Origin of the sequence: Baekduia soli (assembly GCF_007970665.1) — a bacterium.
GTDB classification, from domain to species: Bacteria; Actinomycetota; Thermoleophilia; order Solirubrobacterales; family Solirubrobacteraceae; genus Baekduia; species Baekduia soli.
Map to the genome: position 1 here is coordinate 3,321,645 of NZ_CP042430.1, position 20,193 is coordinate 3,341,837.

Consider the following 20,193-nt stretch of genomic DNA (forward strand, 5'->3'; position numbering starts at 1 on the left):
CATGCTGCCTGCGGCGCTCCGCGAGGAGCGCCAGTTCCGTCTGCTGTTCGCCGGCCAGGCGCTCTCGGTCGTCGGCGACCGGATCACGATGGTGGTCCTGCCGTTCGCGGTGCTGTCGATCGGCGGCTCGACGACCGACGTCGGGATCGTGGCCGCCGCCGGCTTCCTGCCGTTCATCGTGCTCGGGCTCATCGGGGGCGTGATCGCCGACCGGATGCGCCGGCAGCGGATCATGGTGGTCTCCGACCTCGTGCGGATGGGCACGCAGCTGGCGGCCGGCGTCCTGCTGGTCTCCGGCCACGCCGAGGTCTGGCACCTCGCGGCGCTGACCGCGGTGTTCGGGGCGGCCGACGCGTTCTTCGCGCCGGCGATGGGCGGCCTGATGCCGCAGACGATCGACCAGCCCCACCACCTCCAGCCCGCCAACGCGCTGCGGTCGATGTCCATGTCGACCGGGTCGATCGTCGGCCCGGTGCTCGGCGGCCTGCTCGTGGCGCTGGCGGGGGAGGGCACGGCGCTCATCGTCGACGCCGGCACGTTCCTGGTCTCCGTCGCCTGCCTGCTGGCGCTGCGGCCCCGCGAGGTGGTCCGCGGCGAGGTGCCCGAGCCGTTCATCGCCGACCTCGCCGGGGGCTGGCACGAGGTGCGCGCCCGCACGTGGGTGTGGTCGTTCCTGCTGGCCATGGTCGTCTACCACGTCATCGTGCTGCCCTCGATCTTCGTGCTCGGGCCCGTGCTCATGGAGGACGAGCTGGACGGCGCGACGTCGTGGGCGGTGATCGTCACGGCGTTCGGCCTGGGCTCGTTCGTCTCGGACTTCCTCCTGCTGCGGTTCCGCCCGCGCTTCGCGCTGCGCACCGCGGCGATGGGCCTGGGGGTCGCCTCCTGCCAGGCGGCGATCATCGGCAGCGGCCTGCCGATCGCGGCCATCGCGGCGGTCGAGTTCTGTTCGGCCATCGGCGTCTCGGGCTTCTTCACGCTCTGGGAGACCTCGCTGCAGGAGCACATCCCCGAGACCTCGATCTCGCGCGTGACGAGCTACGACTACGCGGCCAGCGCGGGCATGATCCCGCTCGGCGTGATCGTCGCCGGGCCGGTGAGCGACGCGATCGGGATCCACGAGACGCTGGCCGGGATGACCGCGCTGGGGATCCTCGCCGCCGTGCTGTGCCTGTCGGTGCCGGCGGTCAGGAACCTGCCGCGAGGCGCCGTGCGCGATACAGCGGCACCGGATCCGGCAGCCCCTTGATCCGCCGCGCGTGCGCGGCCGACCAGGCGAACTCGTCGCGCGCGGCGTCGCGCACCTCCCGGGTGGCGAGCACGCTGCCCGCGCGCGCGATGCCGGTCACGCGGCTGGAGAGGTTGACGGCCCGGCCGAAGACGTCGCCGCCGCGGGCCACGGCGGGTCCATGGGCCAGCCCGACGCGCACCTGCGGGAAGTCGCCGCCGGCGCCCGCGGTCTCCGTGGCCTCGACGAGGTCCAGCGAGGTGCGCACGAGGTCGGCCGGCTCGGCCGCCGTCAGCAGGACCGCGTCGCCGATCGTCTTGACGAGGCGCACGGGCGGCTCGACGAGCTCGCGCGCGATGGAGAACAGGCGCTCGGCGACGAGGCCGAGGTCCTCGGCCGGGACCTCCTCGCCCAGCCGGGTGAAGCCGACCAGGTCGGCGAACGCGACGGTCGTGTCGCGCGCGCCCGGCAGCGTCCCCGAGGCCCGCTCCGACGCGCCGAGGGCCTCGCTCTGCAGCATGTTGCGCAGGTGCATGCGCATCATCTGCTGGACCATCGGGCCGACGAGCGGCATGACCTGGTGCACCCCGGCCGCATAGCGCTCCGCCAGCTCGCGCTCGCTGGTTCCGGGCTCGAGCACCGTCTCGAGCATCACCGCGCGCATCGCGGCCGCCGCGGTGGCCAGGCTGCGGCCGATGACGCGCGTCGTGCCGACCATCTGCTCCTCGGTCAGGCCGATCGCGGCGAAGCGGCGTGACATCGCCGCGCTCTCGAGGTCGAGCTCGCTGAGCTCGACGGCGTCGGCCTCGGGAAGCGGCAGGCCGTGGGCGCGCCGCAGCCGGGTCAGTAGCTCGGGGTCCGCGCCCGAGAGGTCGGCGACCTCCTGGGCGGTGTAGCGCGGCTCGCCGCCCACCTCGCGCTCGGCGGCCAGGAACAGCAGCAGCCCGCGGCGCTGTGCGCGGCGCAGCTCGTCGGGGGAGAACCCCTGGTCCTGCAGCCAGGCCAGCAGCTCCCGGCGCTCGGCGGCCGCCGCCGCGTCCAGGCCCTCGTAGAAGCCCTCGCCCTCGAAGTCGATCGCCGCGTCCACGCCCGCTAACCCTACGGACGAGATCGCCCAGGCCTCCGGGACCTCCAAGACGCTGATCTACGAGCGCTTGGCGTCCCAGCGCGAGCTGCACGAGACGCTGCTGACCGAGCACGCGGGCGCGCTGCCGGCGCGCATCGCCGCCAACGCGCACGCGGGCACGACGGGGGAGGCGCGGCTGCGCGGCGGCATCGACGCCTTCTTCGCCTGGGTGCAGGAGCGCCCGGAGGGCTGGCGCGAGCTGCTCCGCGACGCGGCCGACCCCGACGCTGCCGGACCGGGCTGGAGCACCGCGGCCGGGCCTGAGCCGGCGGGGGCTCAGGCGGCGCTGCGCGCGGCGTAGTCGACCGGCGTGCAGTCGGCCACGTAGCCCAGCAGCGCGTCGACGATCCGCGGGTCGAAGCGCGTGCCGGCGCCGGCGCGCAGCTCCGCGGCGGCCTGCGCGGGCAGCATCGCCTCGCGCCACGGGCGATCGGAGGTCATCGCGTCGTAGGCGTCGCAGACGGCGACGATGCGGCTGCCGAGCGGGATCGCCTCGTCGCGCAGCCCGTCGGGGTAGCCGCCGCCGTCGACGTGCTCGTGGCAGTGGCGCACGATGCGAGCCACCGGGCCCAGGCCGGGGACGGCGCGCAGGATGCGCTCGCCGACCAGGCTGTGCTCGCGCATCACGCGCCACTCGGCCTCGTCGAGCGGGCCGGGCTTGCGCAGGATGCGGTCGGGGACGGCGACCTTGCCGACGTCGTGCAGCAGCGCGGCCGCCGCGATGCGCTCGACGTCCTCGCTGTCGAGGCCCAGGCGGCGGGCGACGGCCCCGGCCAGCGCGACGACCTTCTCGGAGTGCTCGCCCGTCGGGCGGTCGCGCTCGGCCAGCGCGAGGGCCAGCGCGCCGATCGCCCCGCGCGAGGGCTCGGCCGGCGCCTGGACGCGCCCGGGCATGCCGACCCGTCCGCCGCCCGCCTGGCGCGCGCGCTCCAGGACCTCGGCCCCGTCGGCCAGCAGGCCGTCGAGGTGGGCGGTCCCGCCGTCGACGGCGATGCCGACCGAGACCGTCACCGGGCCGCTCTGCTCGAGCGCGGCGACGAGCCGCTCGGCCACGCCTCGGGCGCCGGTCAGCGGCGCGCCGGGCATGATGACCGCCAGCTCGTCGGCACCGGTGCGCCCGACGATGTCGCCGCCGCGCACGAGCTCGCGCAGGTGCGCGCCGACGACCGACAGCGCCTCGTCGCCGGCCGCCGAGCCGCGACGGCCGTTGAGCGCCCGGAACCCGTCGATGTCGGCGAGCACCAGGGCGGCCGGCTCACCGCGGCGCTGCGAGCCGCGCAGCGCGGCCGCGGCGGCCTCGCGGAACGCGTCGTGGGTCAGGACGCCGGCGACGCGGCGGTCGCGCCGCAGGTAGTCCGTGCGCTCCGCCTCCAGGGCGGCGATGCGGGCCTGCGTGACGCGCAGCTCGTCGCGGAGGCGACGGCTCTCGGTGAACGGGCGCGTCGCCCATCCACCCAGTGCGTCCTTGTTGAGATCACGAGCTCCGGGCACACCGGCGGCATCGACATGCGCGCCCGCGGGCTCGTGCGAGTCGCCGTGATGGTGGACACATCGGCGATCGCCGCCGGATCTTGAGCGCGATGTCCGGGAAGGCATCCGCCCCGGGCCGCAGAATGCCGGGTCCGTGAACGTCCTCGGCATCGATCCCGGCCTGGCGAACACCGGCTACGGCCTGGTGGCGCGCCGCGGCGCGCGCATCGTCGCCCTCGACGGCGGGGTCGTGCACACGGCGGCCGGCGTGCCGGCCGAGCAGCGCCTGGCGTCGATCTTCTCCGAGGTCGACGAGCTGCTGGAGCGCCACCGGCCCGACGCCGTCGCGCTCGAGGACCTCTTCTTCGGCCAGAACGCCCGCAGCGCGTTCGCGGTCGGCCAGGCCCGCGGGGTCGTCATGCTCGCCGCGGGCCGGCGCGGCGTGCCGTGTGCGTCCTACACGCCCCAGCAGGTCAAGCAGGCCGTCTGCGGCACGGGCCGCGCGGGCAAGGACCAGGTGGCGCGGATGGTCTGCGCGATGCTCGGCCTCCCCGGCGACCCGCTGCCCGACCACGCCACCGACGCGCTGGCGGTCGGCGTCTGCCACGTCAACCACGCCCCGTTGGCGCAGGCGCTGGCGGTGGCCCGGTGATCGCGCTCGTCGCCGGCGAGGTCGCGGTGCGCCGCGCCGACCACGTCGTGATCGAGACGGCGTCGGGCGTCGGGTACCGCCTCGCGGTGTCGGCCGAGACCCTCAAGCACGTGCCGGCGGCCGGCGGCGCGGTATCGCTGCACGCCCACCTCGTCGTGCGCGACGACGCGCTGGCGCTCTACGGCTTCGCCACCGAGGACGAGCGCGACCTCTTCCTGCTGCTCATCGGCGTGCAGTCCGTCGGCCCCAAGATGGCGCTGGCGGTGCTCTCGGGCGGCTCCTCGCGGGAGCTCATCACCGCGCTGGCCGCCGGCGACGTCAAGCGCCTGGTGGCCGTGCCGGGGATCGGCAAGCGCACGGCCGAGCGGATCGTCGTCGAGCTGCGCGAGAAGGTCTCCGTGCACGCCGGCGGCCTGGACGTCCCGGGCGAGGGCATCACCGTGCGCCGCACCGACGAGCCGCGCGAGCTCGCACGCGACGGGCTCGTCGAGCTCGGCTTCAGCCCCGAGGAGGCCGAGCGCCTGCTGGCCGGCGCCGACGGCGAGACGACCGAGGAGCTCCTGCAGCAGGCGCTGCGGGCGGCGCGATCCTGATGCGCATCCAGACGCCCGAGGAGGCCTTCGCCGAGGACCTCGACCGCTCGCTGCGACCCCGGACGCTGGCCGACTTCGTGGGCCAGGACGGCCTCAAGGCCCAGCTGCAGGTCTCGCTCGAGGCGGCCAAGGCCCGCGGCGAGGCGCTGGACCATGTCCTGCTGGCCGGGCCGCCCGGCCTGGGCAAGACGTCGCTGGCCCAGATCCTGGCCGCCGAGATGGGCGTGCCGTTCGTCCAGACCGCCGCGCCCGCGCTGGAGCGCAAGGCCGACATCGCCGCGTTCCTCAGCGCGCTCGAGCCGCGCAGCGTCTTCTTCGTCGATGAGCTGCACCGCCTCAGCCGCGCGCTGGAGGAGACGTTCTACCCGGCGATGGAGGACCTCCAGCTGCCCATCACGCTGGGCCAGGGCGCCGGGGCGCGCGTGACGAACCTGCCCCTGCCGCCGTTCACGCTCGTCGGCGCCACGACCCGGGCCGGGCTGCTGACCACGCCGCTGCGCGACCGCTTCGGCATCCAGCATCGCCTCGAGCCCTACGACGGGCCGGAGCTGACCGCGATCGTGCACCGCAGCGCCCACATCCTGGGCTGCGAGGTGCAGGAGGCCGGCGCGTCGGCCATCGCCCGGCGCTCGCGCGGCACCCCGCGCGTGGCCAACCGGCTGCTCAAGCGCGTGCGCGACTTCGCCGAGGTCCGCGGCCGCGGGGTCGTGGACGCCGCGACGGCCGACGCGGCGCTCGACCTCCTGCAGATCGACGACCTCGGGCTCGACCGCCTGGACCGCGAGATCCTCTCCGCCGTCTGCTCGAAGTTCGGCGGCGGCCCGGTCGGCCTCTCGACCCTCGCGGTCACCGTGGGGGAGGAGCAGGACACCATCGAGGACGTCTACGAGCCCTACCTGCTGCAGTGCGGCTTCCTCATGCGCACGCCGCGCGGCCGCGTCGCCACGGCCGGCGCCTACGCGCACCTCGGGCTCGAGGCGCCCGAGGACCCCGCGCTGTTCTAGGGCGCCCACGCCGGGCGGGCGGTGTCACGCGGCGGGCTTCGCCCCTGGGCGGGCGTTGCCACTCACGCGCACGGGCGCTGGCCCAGCGGCAGCTCGCGCGCGCCGCCACGGCGGGTGATGTCGAAGCCCGCGGGGCTGCCGGCGAGCACCAGGGCGTTGCCGTCGACGGTCACGCGCGTGGAGGCCAGGCCGATGTTCAGGCGCACGCGGCGCTCCGTGAAGACCTTGACGCCGTCCAGCGTCCCGTTGAACAGCTCCGTGCCCGCGCCGTCGTCGACGCACAGGAACGTCGGCACCCGCGACGCGTCGACCCGCACGGTCACGAGCCCCTGGGCCTGCTCGGCGGCCGCCTGGCGGCGCCGGCGCGCCGCGCGCTGCGCGGCCGCGTCGTCGGCCGGCGTGGTCGTGGTCGTGGTCGCGGTGGTGTCCGTCGTCTCGGCCGGCGTGCTCGCCGTCGTGTCGGGCGCGGCGGTCGTCGTCGTGGAGGCGCCGGGCACCCGGGCGGTCGTCGTGCCCGTGGCCGGCAGGTCGTCGCCCGCGCTGCCGCCGCCCGAGCCGCTGCCGATCAGCGCGGCGGCGCCGACGGCGATGGCGAGCACCGCGGCGAGGGCCAGCAGCCCGCCCAGGGCGCGGCCGCGCGAGCGCCCGCTCGGGACGCCGGGGGGAAGCAGGAGCAGGCGCTGGCCGGGCTCGGCATCCAGCAGGTCGGGCTTGACGCCCATCCCCGAGACCTGCAGCGCGGCGCGGACGCGGCGGCGGGCCGCCTCGGTCGGCTCGCGCTCGCCGAAGGCCGCCAGGAGCTGCTCGAGCGTGGGGGAGCGGTCGGCGCCGCGGCCGCGGGCGGCGGCGCGCGCGATCTCGGCCGCGATGCCCGCGTCGACGAGCGGGACCTCAGGGTCTGGCGGTCGCTGGCCCGAGCTCTCCATGTGGGCGGGTGTGTACCAGAGGACCCGGCGTGTTGTGCGCAGATGAAGGCCGTGACGGGGATCGCCCGAAGGCCGATCGCGGCCCGGATACCCTAGACGCGATCCGATGGCCCATCTCTTCATCTGCCCCAACTGCGGCAACCGCACCACCGAGAGCGAACGCAACGCCGGCTTCCGCCGCCAGGCCCGAGGCTGCGCCAAGTGCGGGTTCGGCTTCCTCTTCGAGCTGCTCGACGACTACTACCCCGCGCCGGACGCCGCGTTCTTCGTCTGCGACCAGCAGGGCAAGGTCCTGGCCTGCGGGCGCGGGTCCTTCGAGTTGACCGGCCTCGACGACGAGCGGGTCATCGGACGTCCGGTCCGTGACGTGCTCGGACTGCGCTTCGAGGACGGCGACGATCCCGTCGGCACAGTGCTGGAGTGGGGGGTGCGCAAGCTCAAGCAGACCGTGGAGGTCAACGCGGAGGGCGACCTGCCCGCTCAGGCGACCGCCGACCTCTTCCCGGCGTACGATGACGACGGCGGCATGCTGCTCGTCCTCACGCCGTCCAAGTAAGGGTCCGGTCCGGATCCCGCGGCCCGGGGCAGTACCCTCCCGTCGCTCCGCATGACCGACCGTCGCCGAAACATCATCGTCCTGGGCCTCGTCGCCGCGCTGCTGCTCGCGTCGCTGGCGATCATCATCCCCGGGCTGCCCACCTCGAAGCAGACCCGGCAGGGCCTGGACCTCAAGGGCGGCACGTCGCTGGTCTACGAGGCCAAGCCGACGCGGTTCAGCAAGGTCACGTCGGACTCCATCCAGCGCACGATGGACATCATGCGCGACCGCGTCGACAACCTCGGCGTGGCCGAGCCCGAGATCCAGCGCGCGGGCTCCAACCAGATCGACGTCTCGCTGCCCGACGTCCAGAACGCCGACCAGGCCCAGCAGCAGGTCGGCACGACCGCCCAGCTGTACTTCTACGACTGGGAGAAGACGGTCCTCGGCCCGGACGGCAAGCCGCATCCGACCGACGCCGCCGTCACCGGCGGCCAGGCGGCGGGCACCCCCGGCCAGGGCACCCAGAGCTACTACGAGGCCGTCACCCGCGCCTCGAAGTTCCCGGCCACCAACGAGCCCAACGACACCACCAACGGCCTCTACTACGGCGTCGACGACAAGGCCAAGACCGTCCTGTGCGGCCCGCAGGAGGCACTGGCCGACATCAAGGAGACCTGCACGAACGCCGGCAAGCGGCCGAGCTCGTTCGTCCACGTGCCGCGCGGCTACGTCATCGTCCAGGCCGAGAACGACTCGACGAGCAAGGCGGCGGCCGCGGCGGCCTCCGACGCCTATTACATCCTCAAGGACGATCCGTCCCTCCTGGGCACGGACATCAAGAACCCCGAGCAGAACATCGACAGCTCGGGCACCGGCCAGCCCAACGTCACCTTCGACTTCACGAGCGCGGGGCGCAAGAAGTGGCAGGCCACGACGCGCGAGATCGCCCAGCGCGGCACGGCGCTGCTGCTGCCGGGGACCGACCCGCGCGCGGTGGCCAACCACTTCGCGATCGTCCTCGACAACAAGCTCATCTCGGTCCCGTACATCGACCCGCAGCAGAACCCGGACGGCATCGACGGGTCCAATGGGTCGGAGATCTCGGGCGGCTTCACCATCAAGTCGGCCCAGCGGCTGGCCAACCTCATCAAGACCGGCGCGCTGCCGATCCGCCTCGAGCTCATCTCGCAGTCCCAGGTCTCGGCCACGCTGGGCCAGCAGGCGCTGCACCAGGGCCTCATCGCGGGCATCGTGGGCTTCGCGATCGTCGCGGTGTTCCTGCTGGTCTTCTACCGCGTGCTGGGCATCATCGCCGTGGGCGCGCTCTTCGTCTACGCGATCTACTTCTTCGCGCTCATCAAGCTCATCCCCATCACGATGACCCTGCCGGGCATCGCGGGGCTGATCCTGACGATCGGCGTGGCGGCCGACGCCAACATCGTCATCTTCGAACGCGTCAAGGAAGAGGTGCGCGCGGGCAGATCGGTGTCGGCGGCCATCGTCACGGGCTACCGCAAGGGCCTCGCGGCGATCATCGACGCCAACGTCGTGACCTTCATGGTCGCGTTCATCCTCTTCATCCTCGCGACCGCTGGCGTCAAGGGCTTCGCCTTCACGCTGGGCATCGGCACGCTGACGTCGCTGTTCACGGCCGTGCTGGCGACCCAGGCCGTCCTCGGGTCCATGGGGCGCTCGCGTTTCCTGCACAGCCCCGCGGCGCTGGGCGCCGGCGAGAAGAAGCGCTCGTGGAGCCAGGACTTCATGGGCGCCTCGAAGTGGTTCTTCTCCATGTCGGGGATCATCCTGCTCATCGGCGCGCTGGCCATCGGCGGCAAGGGCCTGAACTTCGGCATCGACTTCCAGTCGGGCACGCGGGTCAAGGCGGCGTTCGCCCAGGTGCCCAACGAGAAGGACGTCAGCAGCGCGCTGCGCTCGGCGGGCTTCAAGAACCCCGAGGTCCAGAAGGTCAAGGGCGACAAGGCGCTCAAGCGCGCCGGGATCCAGATCTCGCTGGGCGAGAGCGCCCCGCAGACCATCGCCAAGGTCAAGCCCCTGCTGACCAAGCGCTTCGGGACGCCCACGGCCTACGAATCGGACTCCATCGGCCCGACCTTCGGCAAGACGGTCGCCAACAGCGCCATCATCGCCATCATCGCGTCGCTCGTCGTCATCAGCGCGTACATCGCGCTGCGCTTCGAGTGGAAGTTCGCCGTGCCCGTGCTGATGGCGCTGATGCACGACCTGCTCATCACGGCGGGCGTCTACTCCCTCACCGGCCGGGAGGTGACGACGTCGACGGTCGCGGCGCTGCTGACCATCCTGGGCTACTCCCTCTACGACACGATCATCGTGTTCGACCGCATCCGCGAGAACGTGCCGCGCATGCCACGCGCCGCGTTCACGCAGATCGTCAACCGGTCGATGAGCGAGGTCCTCACCCGGTCGCTGGCGACCTCGTTCTGCACCCTGCTGCCGATCCTCGCGCTGCTGCTGTTCGGTGGCAGCACGCTGAAGGACTTCGCGTTCGCGCTGCTGGTCGGCGTGGTCTCCGGCGCCTACTCGTCGGTGTTCATCGCCTCCCCGGTGCTCGCGCACTGGAAGGAGCGCGAGGAGGTCTACCGCCGCCGCCGCGCGCGGATCGCCGAGGAGACCGGGGGCCACGTGCCCCCTACGCCGAGGCCGCCCACGGCGTCGTCGTGGACCCCACGCGCCGCCGGCGCCCGGGCAACCGCCTGACCGCGCCCGAGGATCCCGAGCGCGGCGTCTCGCAGGACGAGTTCCAGGAGCTCGTGCGCGACATCGAGCACGAGACCGGGCCCGCGACCGGGCGCGTGGCGGCCAAGCCGCGCTCGAAGGCGCGGCCCAAGGCCGAGCCGGAGCCCACGCCGCCGGCCGCCGAGCCCGAGCCCGTCGACCCGACCGCCGACGCGCTGCCCGAGGACCTCGTCCTCAAGGACGACAAGCGCGACCGGCCCAAGCGGTCGCGCAACCGCCGCCACGGGAGGCCGCGCTGACATGGCCATGTTCGCCTGGATCATGATGGGCCTGGCCCTCTGGCACTTCGCGATCTTCCTGCCCGACCGCTTCTGGGGCGGCATCGTGGGCGCCTTCCTCGGCGCGCTGTTCGGGGCGGCCCTCTTCGGCCTCATCGTCAACGGATTCTCGATCCCCGGCGAGAACGCGACGCACCTGCTGCAGGCCCTCGAGGCCGCGCCGGGCGCGGTCCTGGGCATGGCCGCCGTGTACGCCGAGGGCGTGCGGCGCGGCATCCCGGCGCTGGATCTGTAGGGCGCCGGCGCCCGCAGTCGTCCGCCCGGGCCGGGCCGGGGCCGGGCCGGGGGCGGGGTCGCCCCGCGCTCCTGGTCGCCTTGACGTGCATATCGCCGGTCAAGGTGACCACGACGGTCACGAAACGCGCGCGGACGACCGGGAACGCCCGCGCCACGGCACCGATCCCCGCAGGTTGCGGCAACGGCCCCGTCGTTCCGTCGGGCGCCGATGACACCCTGGGGCCGTGATCACCCCGCGCCTGGACGTCCCGCCGTGTGCCAGCGCCGCGGCGCTGGCGCTGGCGCGCGACCTCGGGGTGGGCTTCCCCGTCGCGCAGGTCCTCGTGCGGCGCGGCCTGGGGGACCTCGAGGCCGCGCGGCGCTGGCTGGCCGCCACCGACGAGCACCCGGCCTCGGCGTTCGCCGGGATCGACGTCGCCGTGGAGCTCATCGCGCGGCACGCCGCCGAGCGGACGCGCATCACCGTCCACGGCGACTACGACGTCGACGGCGTGGTCTCGACGGCGATCCTCGTGCGCACCCTGCGGGCGGTGGGCGCCGACGTCGACTGGTACCTGCCCAGCCGCGGCGAGGACGGCTACGGCCTCTCGGCCGCGACCGTCGAGCGCCTCGCCGCGCGCGGCACGCGCCTGCTCGTGACGGCCGACTGCGGCATCACGTCGGTGGCCGAGGTCGCGCTCGCGCGCTCGCTGGGCCTCGACGTGGTCGTGACCGACCACCACACGCCGCGCGCCGACGGCGCGCTGCCCGATGCGCCCATCGTGCACCCGGCGGTCTGCGGCTACCCGTGCGCCGACCTGTGCGCCGGGGGCGTGGCGCACAAGGTCGCCGGCGCGCTGCTGGAGGCCTGCGGCCACGACGCGGACATCGCGCTGGCCGATCTCGACCTGGTCGCGCTGGCCACGGTCGCCGACTGCGTGCCGCTGCGCGGGGAGAACCGGCGCCTGGCGCGCACCGGCCTGCTCACGCTGACGCGCACGGAGAAGGTCGGCCTGCGCGCGCTCATGCGCGTCGCCGAGGTCGACCCGACCCGCATCGACGCCCGCACCCTCGGCTTCCAGCTTGCCCCGCGCCTCAACGCCGCCGGCCGCCTGGCGCGTGCCGACGCCGCGCTGGAGCTCCTGCTCACCCACGACGAGGACCGCGCGCAGCACATCGCGCAGGAGCTCGACCGCGCCAACGCCGACCGCCGCTTCGTCGAGCAGCGCATCCTGTTCGAGGCCGAGGCGCAGGTCGCCGACCTCGGGCCCCAGCCCGCGTACGTGCTCTGGGCCGAGGGCTGGCACAAGGGCGTCATCGGGATCGTCGCCTCCCGGATCGCCGAGCGCCACCACCGCCCGGTGCTGCTCGTCGCGCTGGCGGAGGGCGAGGACGAGGGGACGGGCTCGGGCCGGTCCATCCCGGCGTTCGACCTGCTCGGGGGCCTCGACGCCTGCGCCGCGCACCTCGAGCGCCACGGGGGCACCGGGCCGCCGCGGGCTGCACGGTGCGCCGGGGCGAGCTCGAGGCGCTACGGGCCGCCTTCTGCGCCCATGCCGCGGCGGTGCTGGAGCCCGAGGACCTCGTGCCGGCCGAGCGCGTCGACGCGGTCGTGGCCGGCGACGAGCTGGGCACGAAGCTGGCCGAGGAGCTCGGCCGCCTGGCGCCGTTCGGCATCGGCAACCCCGCGGTGTCGCTCCTGGTGCCCGCCGCGCGCCTCGTCGACCCCGTGCCGATGAGCGAGGGCAAGCACGTGCGCTTCACCGTCGAGGCCGGGGGCATCCGGGCGCGCGCGGTCGCCTTCGGGATGGGCAGTCTGCCCGAGGGCGCGGCCGAGGGCCGCCTGAACGCGACGTTCACGCTCGAGCTCGACGAGTACCGCGGCGCGGTCGAGCCGCGGCTCGTGCTGCGCCGCCTGCTGCCCGCGGGCGACGTCGCCCCCGAGCTCGTCGGGGAGCCCGAGCCCGGCGGCGCCGCATGGACCGAGGTCGTCCTGGACCGCGCCCAGCGGGCCGAGGCCCGGGAGGGCGTGCTCGTCGGCGTGGCGGCCACGGAGGGCGGGGGCGGGCTGCTGGATCCCCGGCGCACGACGTCGCCCGGCCTGGGGGCGATGGCCGGCCACGCCCGCGATCGCCGCCCCGGGCGCCGCGCGGTGCGCGACCGCCGCGACGGCGGCATCGCCGGCACGATCGCCGCGCTCGTGGCCACCGGCGAGCCCGTGCTCGTGGTCTGCGCGGACGCCGTCGTGCGCCGCGCCCAGCTGCGCGGCCGGCTCGGCGGGTTCGCCGTGTGCAGCTACGAGGCCCTGGAGGAGACGCCCGAGCTCGCCGACGCCTACGACCACCTCGTCGCGCTGGACCCGCCGCTGCACCCGGACCACGAGGCGCTCCTGCTGCGGGGCGGAAGCGACCGGATGGCCCATCTGGCCTGGGGGTCCCCTGAGCTACGCTGTGCGAGGGAGACCCTGCACCGTGACTACGCCCTTCGCCCCAGCCTCGGCCGTGCCTACCGCGCACTGCGCGACGGCGCCGGCCTGGTCGGCGCGCTCGGCAGCCTGCCGGCCGCGTCCGCCGCGCGGATGCTGCGCGTCCTGCTCGAGCTCGGCCTCGTCGAGGTCGGTGAGGACGGCGAGGTGGCCGTCCCGCCCGCGCAGCGCACGGAGCTGGAGCGCTCGCCGTCCTTCCGGGCCGCGGCCCGCCGCCACGACGAGGGCCTGCGATGGCTGACCAGCGTGAGCGAGACGTCGCAGGCGGCGTGAACGGCGCGCCCGACGGGGGCGCCGCCGTGCCGGCGCCGCCCGCCGTCCCCGATGGCGACCACCGCGACCGCACGCCCGTCGACACGATCGTGCACCCGGGCGGGCACCCGCCGGTCGCCCGTGCCGACCTGACGCCGTTCGAGCGGCGCCTGCTCAGCGACCTGTTCGCGATCGTCGAGGAGCACGCCGACGAGGCCGCGCTGCCGATCGACCGCGGCCGCGTCGAGGACGCGTTCGTGTTCGCCTGCGAGCACCACGCCGACCAGCGGCGCAAGTCGGGCGAGGACTTCATCGTCCATCCCGTCGGCGTGGCCAAGATCTGCGCCGGGATGCGCCTGGACACCGAGACGATCGTCGCGGCGCTGCTGCACGACACCGTCGAGGACACGTCGGCGTCGCTGGAGGAGGTCGAGGAGCTCTTCGGCGAGGAGGTCCGCGCGCTCGTCGACGGCGTCACGAAGCTCACCGGCATCACCTTCACGTCGCGCGACGAGGCCCAGGCCGAGAACTACCGCAAGATGATGGTCGCGATGGCCTCGGACATCCGGGTCATCCTCATCAAGCTCGCCGACCGCCTGCACAACATGCGGACGATCGACGCGATGTCCAAGCAGAAGCAGATCGAGAAGGCCAAGGAGACCCTCGAGATCTACGCGCCGATCGCGCACCGCCTGGGCATCCACGCGATCAAGTGGGAGCTGGAGGACCTCGCCTTCGCCGCGCTGCACCCGCGCAAGTACCAGGAGATCAAGGGCCTGGTGAACCAGCAGCGCGAGGAGCGCGAGGACTACGTCCAGGCCGCCGGCGACGAGCTGTCGCGCGAGCTCGAGGCCCTCGGCATCACCGCTCGCATCTCCGGGCGCGCGAAGCACTTCTACTCCATCTACTCCAAGATGACCAAGAAGGGCCGCGAGTTCAACGAGATCTACGACCTGACCGCCATGCGCGTCGTCGTGGACTCCGTCAAGGACTGCTACGGCGCCGTCGGGGTCATCCACTCGCTGTGGAAGCCGCTGCCCGGGCGCTTCAAGGACTTCGTCGCGATGCCGAAGTTCAACATGTACCAGTCGTTGCACACGACGGTCATCGGGCCCGAGGGCCTGCCGCTGGAGATCCAGATCCGCACGCGCGACATGCACGACATGGCCGAGTTCGGCGTGGCCGCGCACTGGATGTACAAGCAGGACCCCAGAAAGGGGGGGCGGCCCGCCGCCGGCCCGGAGGGGGAGGAGAAGCTCAAGTGGCTGCGGTCGATGCTCGACTGGCAGCGCGAGCTCCACGACCCCAAGGAGTTCATGGAGACCCTGCGCGTCGACCTGTTCGACGAGGAGGTCTTCGTGTTCACCCCCAAGGGCGAGGTCAAGTCGCTGCAGTCCGGCGCGACGCCGCTGGACTTCGCCTACGAGGTCCACACGGAGGTCGGCCACCGCTGCGTCGGCGCCAAGGTCAACGGCAAGATCGTCCCGCTGAACTACCAGCTGTCCTCGGGCGACATCGTCGAGATCCTGACCTCCAAGCGCGACCGCGGCCCGTCGCGCGACTGGCTCGCGCTCGTCAAGACCACGCGCGCCCGCAACAAGATCAAGCAGTTCTTCAAGGCCGAGTCGCGCGAGGACACCGAGCACACCGGCCGCGAGCTGCTGCAGGAGCACCTCAAGAAGCAGGGCCTGCCCCCGCAGAAGATCGTCAGCTCGCCGCTGCTGGCCGACGTCATCCGCGAGATGGGCTTCCGCAAGGCCGACGACTTCTACATCGCCCTCGGCGGCGCGAAGATCTCGCCGAAGGTCGTCGTCAACAAGGTCATGCAGCGCCTCAAGCAGGGCGAGGCGGCCGAGGACGAGACCGATCCCGCCCAGGAGCTGGTCAGCACCCGCCGCGCGCGGCGCCAGCCGACCGGCAAGGCCGGGTCCTACGGCATCCGCGTCGACGGCGTCGAGGACGTGCTCGTGCGCCTGGCCAAGTGCTGCCGGCCCGTGCCCGGCGACCCGATCGTCGGCTACGTGTCGCTCGGCCGCGGCATCACCATCCACCGCGACGACTGCCCCAACACCCAGGCGCTGCGCAAGGACCCCGAGCGGTTCGTGCGCGTCCACTGGGAGGGCGACCATCAGACCGCCTTCCGCGTGGAGCTGCAGGTCGACGCGTGGGACCGCCACCGCCTGCTCGAGGACCTCTCGCGCACGTTCGCCGAGGCCGGTCTGAACATCGTCGAGGCGCGTTGCATCGTCAGCTCGCCGATGGTCCAGAACCGCTTCGTCGTCGAGGTGCCCGACACCCAGGGCCTCAAGCAGGCGGTCACGCGCCTGCGCAACATCGAGGGCGTCTTCGACGCCTACCGCATCACCCCCGGCACGCACTGAGGAGCGGTCCCCGGGCCCCGCCAGCCTCGGGCCCCATGACGAACCTGCTGCTCTACAGCGACACGGAGCGCAGCGCCACGCTGCGCCACGAGATCCCGCTCTCGATCGGCGATCCGTTCCTGTTCGCCGAGGTCGACGGCGCCCCGGCCGTCCTGAGCAACACGCTGGAGCGCGACCGCATCGCCGCCGTGCGGCCGGGCATCCGCATCATCGACTACCAGGACGTCGGGTTCCGAGAGCTGCTGGAGAGCGGCTCCCCGCGCGAGGAGATGATGCTCGAGATGGTCTCGCGCGCGGTCGCGCAGCTCGGGATCTCCGAGGCCACCGTCGACCCGGACTTCCCGCTCGCCGTCGCCGACCGCCTGCGAGCCGACGGCCTGGCGCTCACGCCCGACCACGACACCTTCGCACAGCGCCGCCGGGCCAAGTCCGGCGCCGAGTTGGACGGCATCCGCCGGGCCCAGCACGCCGCCGAGGCCGGCATGGCGGCGGCCGCTGCGGTGCTGCGCGCCGCCACGCCCGACGGCGACCGGCTCGTGCGCGGCGACGGCACGCCGCTGATGGCCGAGCACGTGCGCGAGGCGCTGCGCGACGCCTGCGCCGCCCACGGCGCACCCGCGCCGCCCGACGTCATCGTCGCCTCCGTGTGGCAGGGCTTCGGCCACGAGGCCGGATCGGGCCCGCTGCCGGCCGGCCTGCCGATCCAGATCGACCTGTGGCCTCGCGACGAGGTCACGGGCAGTTGGGCCGACATGACGCGGACGTTCGTCGTCGGCGAGCTGAGCGACGCCGTCCGCGCCCAGGAGGCGCTCGTGACGCGCGCGTTCGCGGCGGCCCGCGACGCGGCGCGGCCGGGGATCACCGGGTGCGAGCTGCACGCGTCGGCCTGCGACGTCTTCGAGGCGGCGGGGCACCGGACGCAGCGCACCGGCCCGGGTGAGGATCCCGCCGAGGGCTTCCAGTTCTCCCTGGGCCATGGCGTCGGCCTGCAGGTCCACGAGGACCCGGACCTGGGCCAGACCGGCCGCGCGCCGCTGGTGGCCGGCGACGTCATCGCGATCGAGCCGGGGCTCTGGGAGCGGGGCGTGGGCGGCGTGCGCTTCGAGGACCTGCTGCTCATCACCGACGACGGCGCACAGACCCTGACCGACTACCCCTACGACCTGACGCCGTAGGGTCGCGCGGCGCCGGCCGGGCCTCAGGCCAGCCGGTTGCGCAGCCCGTCCTCGAGGTAGGCCTGCTCCTCGGCCAGCGTGCGCCGGCGGTCGGGCTGGTGGGCGAGCATGACCTCGGCGGGCGACGGCAGGCCCGCGGCCGTCGTCCAGCTCGTCGGGTCCCACAGCGCGGAGCGCATGAACGCCTTGGGGCAGTGCGCGTAGACCTCGTCGGCGGCGACGACGATCGCCGTGCGCGGCGGCTTGCCCACGGCGCCCACGGCCTGCAGGACCTCGGGGTCGGCGGTGACGCACGCGCGGCCGTTGATCCGCAGGGTCTGGTCGCGGCCCGGGATGAGGAACAGCAGGCCGGCGTGGCCGGTGTCGACCACGTTGCGCAGCGTGTCCAGCCGGCGGTTACCCGTGGCGTCGGGGAGCGCGACGTGGCCGGCGTCCAGGACCGTGACGAAGCCGGGCGGCCCGCCACGGGGCGTGACGTCGCAGCGTCCGTCGGCGTCGTGGCTGGCCACGAGCACCATGGGGGAGGCGGCGATGAGCGTGCGCGCGATCTCGTCCACGGCCCCGATGTCCTTGGTCCAGGCGCGGGGCGCGGGCTCGCCGTAGAGCTCGGTGAGCGTCTCGGCGTCCTCGATGGGGCGGGCGAAGGGGTCCATGGTCAGGCCACCACGTGCAGGGGCGCCTCGTCGACGGTGTAGACGGCCTCGGTGACGTCGCCGATGTAGTCGCCGTCGACGTGCAGGGGGACCGGGCGCCCGTCGACGCTGCGGACGACGAGCTCGCCGATGCCGCTGAAGCCGTCGACCTGGCGGTGGCGCGTCAGGCGGGCGCGCGAGGAGAGCATCCGCCAGATGACCCCGGGCATGACCGACGGGCGCGCCGTGCGCAGGACGATGCCCGCCAGCGTGTGGTCGGTGAGCGACGCACCCTCGCCGGCGTGGACGGGGATGTCGCGGAAGTACGTGTAGGGCTCGCCCTTCTGCACGAGGATCGTGACGCCGGGCACCGGTGCGCCACCGTCCTCGACGGCCTCGAGCTGGGGCGGATGGCGGACGTAGCGGCCCAGGAACTCGGCGATTCCGCACCAGGCGAAGTAGTAGGGGCCGAAGCGCGCCTTGAGGTGGGGGTGGCTGTCGACGCGCGCGACGACCGCGGCGTCCAGGCCCAGCCCGCTGGAGAACAGGAAGCGCCGGTCGTTGACGACGGCCATCGACACGGCCGTGGGCTCCCAGTGGTCGGCCAGGCGCAGCAGGTGCTCCGTCGCGTCGACGATGTCGTTGGGGATGCCGAGCATCCGGGCGTAGACGTTCGTCGAGCCGCCGGGCAGGCAGGTCAGCGGCGTCTGGGAGCCCCGCAGGCCGTTGGCGGCCTCGTTGACCGTGCCGTCGCCGCCGAAGGCGACCACGACGTCGTAGCCCTCCGCGGCGGCCTCGCGGCACAACGCGGTGGCGTGGTCGCGGGCCTCGGTGTCCACCGCGTCGACCTCGTAGCGCCCCTGCAGCGCCGCGACGACGAGGTTGCGCAGCCGGTCGGAGACCGTGGTGGCGTACGGGTTGACGATGACCAGCATCCGCTTGCGCTCGGTGGCGGCGGACGCGGGGAAGGCGTCGCCGAGCGCGTGCAGCGACGAGAGGGAGGCGGCGGGCACGAACACCCGTACACCGCGGCGGGGCCCTGGTCACACGCGCCTGCGATGTTCGGGATGTCACAACTGACGGTTCGGTCAGCCGCACGTCGCAGACGCAAGGGGGCACGACTGTCACGAACCGCCCCGGGTTGGAGACTGCATCGCGTGACCTCCCTGCGGAACCACCACCGAGAGCTCGTTGCGCTCCTCCTTGTGACGGGTTCCATTCTCCTGGCCGCGGGGAACGCCGACGCCGCCATCATGACGACAGCGCCGCATCACCACGGCGAGGCCGGCGTCGGCCCCCAGTCCGCGCCCTAGGGCCGGCCGCGCTCGCTCGAAACTCCTCCCGGGCGAGCGCGGTCGGTGCGCGTGGAACGTCTCGCCCGGCTCGTTCCCGGTCCTCCGTCAGCCGCTCCGTGCAGCGAGGCCTCGCCCTCTGGGCGAGCGTCTCACAGCCAGCCGCGCCGGCGGAACCAGGTGACCATGCCGATGAGCACGACGACCATGAGGCCGAGGATCGCCCAGAACGCGTGGACGGTGCCCTCGCCGGGGACGTGGACGTTCATGCCCCACACCGAGGCGATGAGCGTCAGCGGCAGCATGATCACGCTGAACGCCGTCAGCACCCGGAGGATGTCGTTCAGGTTGTGCGACAGCACCGACTCGTTCGTCGCCTCGAGGCCCTCGATGACCTCCTTGAAGTTCTCGAGCATGTCCCACACCCGCTCCGACGCGTCGTTGATGTCGTCGAAGTAGATGTGCATGCCGCCCGTGACGTAGCGCTTGGTGCGCTCGAGGTCCTTGAGGGCGGTGCGCTGCGGCCGCACGATCTTGCGGAAGTTGATGATCTCCTGCTTGGCGTTGGAGAGGTCGCGCACGATCTCGCGGTTGGCCTCCTCGTCGAAGATCGACTCCTCCAGGCGCTCGAGCTTGAGCCCCATCTTGCGCAGCATCGGAAACGAGGCGTCGACGCAGGCGTCGACGACCTTGTAGAGCAGGTAGCCCGCACCCTTGCTGAACAGGTCCTCACGCGTGTCCTCGTTGGTCCGGCAGCGCTCGTAGAGGTACTCCAGCGGCTGGAGCGGCTCGTTGGGCAGCGTGATGAGGAAGTCGGGGCCGACGAAGATGTCGACCTCGGCGGCGTTGAGGCGGTTGACCCGCTTGTCGAAGACGGGGAAGTGCAGGACGACGAAGAGGTAGCCGTCGTACTCGTCGACCTTCGGGCGCTGGTTTCGCGAGAAGACGTCCTCGTAGTCCAGCGGGTGGAAGTCGTAGTGCTCCTCGAGCCACGCGCGGTCGATCGCCCGCGGGCGCTCGATGTTGATCCAGCGCAGCCCCTCGAACTCGATGACCTCGACGTTCGGGGTGTCAGGCTCGGCAGCCGGGACCGCGCCCGTCCGGGAGCGGGCAGCGCGGCGCAGAGGCGGGCGGGGCAGCCTCGGCACAGCGACTGAAGGGCTCGTC

The 20,193-nt window shown here is 73.4% G+C and carries 19 protein-coding genes; 13 read left to right on the forward strand and 6 right to left on the reverse strand.

Annotation, left to right across the window (positions count from 1 at the left end; all coding sequences use genetic code 11):
• Position 1 precedes the first annotated feature (1 nt).
• Complete coding sequence (locus FSW04_RS15780) at positions 2-1,249, forward strand: MFS transporter (RefSeq protein WP_146920928.1); 1,248 nt, start codon at positions 2-4, stop codon at positions 1,247-1,249.
• Here the strand turns inward: FSW04_RS15780 and FSW04_RS15785 are convergent.
• A complete protein-coding gene (locus FSW04_RS15785; protein ID WP_146920930.1) occupies positions 1,188-2,315 on the reverse strand; it encodes an adenylate/guanylate cyclase domain-containing protein in 1,128 nt (375 codons plus the stop codon). The genes FSW04_RS15780 and FSW04_RS15785 overlap by 62 nt on opposite strands.
• A gap of 67 nt (positions 2,316-2,382) precedes the next feature.
• Here FSW04_RS15785 and FSW04_RS15790 point away from each other — a divergent pair, with 67 nt between their 5' ends.
• On the forward strand, positions 2,383-2,655 hold the full coding sequence (locus FSW04_RS15790; protein ID WP_146920932.1) for a hypothetical protein: 273 nt from the start codon (positions 2,383-2,385) through the stop codon (positions 2,653-2,655).
• On the opposite strand, the gene FSW04_RS15795 is transcribed toward FSW04_RS15790, so the two are convergent.
• Positions 2,631-3,845: an HD-GYP domain-containing protein gene (locus tag FSW04_RS15795; protein ID WP_187368834.1), complete on the reverse strand. Its 1,215-nt coding sequence runs from the start codon at positions 3,843-3,845 to the stop codon at positions 2,631-2,633. The two genes, FSW04_RS15790 and FSW04_RS15795, sit on opposite strands and share 25 nt — an antisense overlap.
• A 133-nt stretch (positions 3,846-3,978) precedes the next feature.
• Here FSW04_RS15795 and ruvC point away from each other — a divergent pair, with 133 nt between their 5' ends.
• From ruvC to ruvB, 3 genes are read left to right on the forward strand one after another with little or no spacing between them, the layout of a single operon-like run.
• The gene (ruvC, locus tag FSW04_RS15800) at positions 3,979-4,476 is read left to right on the forward strand and encodes a crossover junction endodeoxyribonuclease RuvC (RefSeq protein ID WP_146920937.1); all 498 of its coding nucleotides are present in this window, start codon (positions 3,979-3,981) and stop codon (positions 4,474-4,476) included.
• Positions 4,473-5,069: a Holliday junction branch migration protein RuvA gene (gene ruvA / locus FSW04_RS15805; RefSeq protein ID WP_187368835.1), complete on the forward strand. Its 597-nt coding sequence runs from the start codon at positions 4,473-4,475 to the stop codon at positions 5,067-5,069. The genes ruvC and ruvA overlap by 4 nt, the downstream gene beginning before the upstream one ends.
• The gene (gene ruvB, locus FSW04_RS15810) at positions 5,063-6,073 is read left to right on the forward strand and encodes a Holliday junction branch migration DNA helicase RuvB (RefSeq protein WP_407652992.1); all 1,011 of its coding nucleotides are present in this window, start codon (positions 5,063-5,065) and stop codon (positions 6,071-6,073) included. The genes ruvA and ruvB overlap by 7 nt, the downstream gene beginning before the upstream one ends.
• Before the next feature lie 62 nt (positions 6,074-6,135).
• Here the strand turns inward: ruvB and FSW04_RS15815 are convergent, their stop codons facing one another.
• Positions 6,136-6,999 (reverse strand): hypothetical protein, encoded by an 864-nt coding sequence (locus FSW04_RS15815; protein ID WP_146920944.1) that lies wholly within the window; start codon positions 6,997-6,999, stop codon positions 6,136-6,138.
• 106 nt (positions 7,000-7,105) lie between these two features.
• Between FSW04_RS15815 and FSW04_RS15820 the strand changes: the two genes are divergently transcribed.
• The 8 genes from FSW04_RS15820 to FSW04_RS15850 all read left to right on the forward strand — a co-directional run bounded on the left by FSW04_RS15820 (position 7,106) and on the right by FSW04_RS15850 (position 17,102).
• On the forward strand, positions 7,106-7,555 hold the full coding sequence (locus FSW04_RS15820; protein WP_146920946.1) for a PAS domain-containing protein: 450 nt from the start codon (positions 7,106-7,108) through the stop codon (positions 7,553-7,555).
• 51 nt (positions 7,556-7,606) lie between these two features.
• Positions 7,607-10,276, forward strand: a complete 2,670-nt coding sequence (gene secD / locus FSW04_RS15825) for a protein translocase subunit SecD (RefSeq protein WP_146920948.1) — start codon at positions 7,607-7,609, stop codon at positions 10,274-10,276.
• Complete coding sequence (locus tag FSW04_RS15830) at positions 10,237-10,554, forward strand: hypothetical protein (protein ID WP_146920950.1); 318 nt, start codon at positions 10,237-10,239, stop codon at positions 10,552-10,554. Before secD ends, FSW04_RS15830 begins: the two co-directional genes overlap by 40 nt.
• A 1-nt stretch (position 10,555) precedes the next feature.
• On the forward strand, positions 10,556-10,828 hold the full coding sequence (locus FSW04_RS15835; RefSeq protein WP_146920953.1) for a hypothetical protein: 273 nt from the start codon (positions 10,556-10,558) through the stop codon (positions 10,826-10,828).
• Between the two features lie 226 nt (positions 10,829-11,054).
• Positions 11,055-12,548, forward strand: coding sequence for a single-stranded-DNA-specific exonuclease RecJ (locus tag FSW04_RS15840; RefSeq protein ID WP_146920955.1), 1,494 nt, complete (start codon positions 11,055-11,057; stop codon positions 12,546-12,548).
• Positions 12,470-13,567 (forward strand): hypothetical protein, encoded by a 1,098-nt coding sequence (locus FSW04_RS27240; protein ID WP_267128340.1) that lies wholly within the window; start codon positions 12,470-12,472, stop codon positions 13,565-13,567. The genes FSW04_RS15840 and FSW04_RS27240 overlap by 79 nt, the downstream gene beginning before the upstream one ends.
• Positions 13,564-15,927, forward strand: a complete 2,364-nt coding sequence (locus tag FSW04_RS15845; RefSeq protein WP_228430498.1) for a RelA/SpoT family protein — start codon at positions 13,564-13,566, stop codon at positions 15,925-15,927. Before FSW04_RS27240 ends, FSW04_RS15845 begins: the two co-directional genes overlap by 4 nt.
• Before the next feature lie 35 nt (positions 15,928-15,962).
• Positions 15,963-17,102, forward strand: coding sequence for a M24 family metallopeptidase (locus FSW04_RS15850; RefSeq protein ID WP_146920958.1), 1,140 nt, complete (start codon positions 15,963-15,965; stop codon positions 17,100-17,102).
• A gap of 23 nt (positions 17,103-17,125) precedes the next feature.
• Here the strand turns inward: FSW04_RS15850 and FSW04_RS15855 are convergent, their stop codons facing one another.
• The 3 genes from FSW04_RS15855 to FSW04_RS15865 all read right to left on the reverse strand — a co-directional run bounded on the left by FSW04_RS15855 (position 17,126) and on the right by FSW04_RS15865 (position 20,174).
• Entirely contained in the window at positions 17,126-17,755 is a 630-nt protein-coding gene (locus FSW04_RS15855; protein ID WP_146920960.1) for an MSMEG_1061 family FMN-dependent PPOX-type flavoprotein, read from the reverse strand.
• Between the two features lie 2 nt (positions 17,756-17,757).
• On the reverse strand, positions 17,758-18,747 hold the full coding sequence (locus FSW04_RS15860; RefSeq protein ID WP_146920962.1) for a diacylglycerol/lipid kinase family protein: 990 nt from the start codon (positions 18,745-18,747) through the stop codon (positions 17,758-17,760).
• Positions 18,748-19,178: 431 nt separating this feature from the next.
• Positions 19,179-20,174, reverse strand: coding sequence for a magnesium transporter CorA family protein (locus FSW04_RS15865; protein ID WP_146920964.1), 996 nt, complete (start codon positions 20,172-20,174; stop codon positions 19,179-19,181).
• Positions 20,175-20,193: the final 19 nt, after the last annotated feature.

What these genes read in the sequence shown, in the direction of transcription:
- FSW04_RS15780 (WP_146920928.1), top strand. Translation starts at nt 2, where the DNA reads ATGCTGCCTGCGGCGCTCCGCGAGGAGCGCCAGTTCCGTCTGCTGTTC.
- FSW04_RS15815 (WP_146920944.1), bottom strand. Translation starts at nt 6,999, where the DNA reads ATGGAGAGCTCGGGCCAGCGACCGCCAGACCCTGAGGTCCCGCTCGTC.
- FSW04_RS15820 (WP_146920946.1), top strand. Translation starts at nt 7,106, where the DNA reads ATGGCCCATCTCTTCATCTGCCCCAACTGCGGCAACCGCACCACCGAG.
- secD (WP_146920948.1), top strand. Translation starts at nt 7,607, where the DNA reads ATGACCGACCGTCGCCGAAACATCATCGTCCTGGGCCTCGTCGCCGCG.
- FSW04_RS15835 (WP_146920953.1), top strand. Translation starts at nt 10,556, where the DNA reads ATGGCCATGTTCGCCTGGATCATGATGGGCCTGGCCCTCTGGCACTTC.
- FSW04_RS15850 (WP_146920958.1), top strand. Translation starts at nt 15,963, where the DNA reads ATGACGAACCTGCTGCTCTACAGCGACACGGAGCGCAGCGCCACGCTG.
- FSW04_RS15855 (WP_146920960.1), bottom strand. Translation starts at nt 17,755, where the DNA reads ATGGACCCCTTCGCCCGCCCCATCGAGGACGCCGAGACGCTCACCGAG.